The following is a 1,526-nucleotide window of genomic DNA, read 5'->3' on the forward strand; positions in this document are numbered from 1 at the left end:
ACACTCACACCCCGCAACAATTACCCAACCTCACAAATCGTTGCCGGGAATGGCTCACTGGTAGGAAGGCCGACACCGGAAGGAGGATCTGAACGATGCACGTCGGCGCGCCGGAGACCGCGCCTCCGCGCGGTGGCGAGCGGCGCTGGCTGATGCTCACCCTCGGCACCGCAGCGCAGACGTCCTCCTCTATGCCTTCGTGTACGGAGTGCCGTATCTGGTCCCGGTGCTGCGCCGCACGGATCACCTGAGCCTGACCCTGCTGGGCCTGCTCGCCGCGTGCCCAACCATCGGCATGCTCGTCACGCTGGTCGGCTGGGGCGCTGCGGTGGACCGGTGGGGCGAACGCGCGGTGCTGGCCTCGGGCTCTCCGCCGTCGCCCTCGCGGGCTCCACGCTCGTGCGCGGCCCGGCCGCGACGGGGGTGATGTTCGCTCTCGCCGGGGCGGGCGGCGGGTCGGTCGCGGCGGCCAGTGGCCGGGTCGTGCTCGGCTGGTTCGACGCGCGCCAGCGCGGCCTGGCCATGGGCATCCGGCAGACCTCGACGCCGCTCGGCATGGCGCTGAGCGCCTTGACGTTCCCTCCACTGGCTTCCCACTACGGCATACCAGCGGCGTTGGCTTTCGTCGCCGTGCTGACGGGCCTCGTCGCCGTCCTTGTGGCGGCCTTCCTTCTCAACCCGCCCCGGGCCGCGGTGCGGCCGGCGCGGCGCGGCTCCGCATCTCCGTATCGCGACGCAACGTTGTGGCAGCTGCACGGCGCGAGCGCGCTGTTGGTCTGGCCACAGATCACAGTGGGGGCATTCGGCGTCGTACTGCTGGGCGACGTCTACCAATGGCGGCCGACCGCGGCCGGCCAGTTCATGGCGGCAAAGCAGGGTACTCGCCGCTACCATCGGCATCGGTGCCGGACGCTGGTCCGACCAGATCGGTGACCGGATCCGCCCGATGCGCTGGCCTTGGCCGTGGCGCTCGCGACGTCAGGCCTGGCGTTCTCCGCGGCCGCCAGGGGATCGATCACTCTGGCTGTTCTGCTCCTCCTCTGTGGGCTGTCCGCCAGCACGAACGGGTTGTCGTTCACGGCTGTCGCGGAGCTGGCAGGCAGCGACTGGGCTGGGCGCGCTATGGGCGTCCAGAGCACCGGCCAGAACCTGGTCGCCTCCCTGACGCCACCGGTCACCGGCGCGATTCTCACGGTGGGCGGCTACGGGGTGGCCTTCGCCGTCGCTGCGGCGTGCGCGCTCGGAGCCTTGCGCCTCATAAAGCCCGCGCACGTGCGCGGGCCACCGCAGGCTCGTCCGACTCCCTCGCGACCCTACCTGTCGGCCCTTCTCGGAGTCGCGACCCCAATGACCTGCCTGGCCATTTCGGCCCACGGGGGCTGGTCGACTCCGCCGCGGCCATCGGTCCGCACGAGGACACCGCGCGAGCCGTCGGCGTCGGGCTCGTCGTAGGGACGAAACCCGTTGGCGACGTACCACGCCTTCTTCGCCGCCCAGTCGGCGGCGTACCCGGGGTTACCCACCAT

General features: G+C 71.2%; 2 protein-coding genes. One reads left to right on the top strand and one right to left on the bottom strand.

What is annotated here, in order from left to right; all coding sequences use genetic code 11:
- Nucleotides 1-336: 336 nt before the first annotated feature.
- Nucleotides 337-933 carry an MFS transporter gene (locus tag G6R25_RS25675; protein WP_205447426.1) on the top strand — a complete coding sequence of 199 codons (597 nt, stop codon included), beginning with the start codon at nucleotides 337-339 and terminating at the stop codon, nucleotides 931-933.
- Between the two features lie 380 nt (nucleotides 934-1,313).
- On the opposite strand, the gene G6R25_RS25680 is transcribed toward G6R25_RS25675, so the two are convergent.
- A partial coding sequence (locus G6R25_RS25680; RefSeq protein WP_205447427.1) for a hypothetical protein occupies nucleotides 1,314-1,526 on the bottom strand: 213 nt, incomplete at its 5' end.

The sequence above is a fragment of the Candidatus Frankia alpina genome (genome assembly GCF_902806485.1).
Lineage (GTDB): Bacteria > Actinomycetota > Actinomycetes > Frankiales > Frankiaceae > Frankia > Frankia alpina.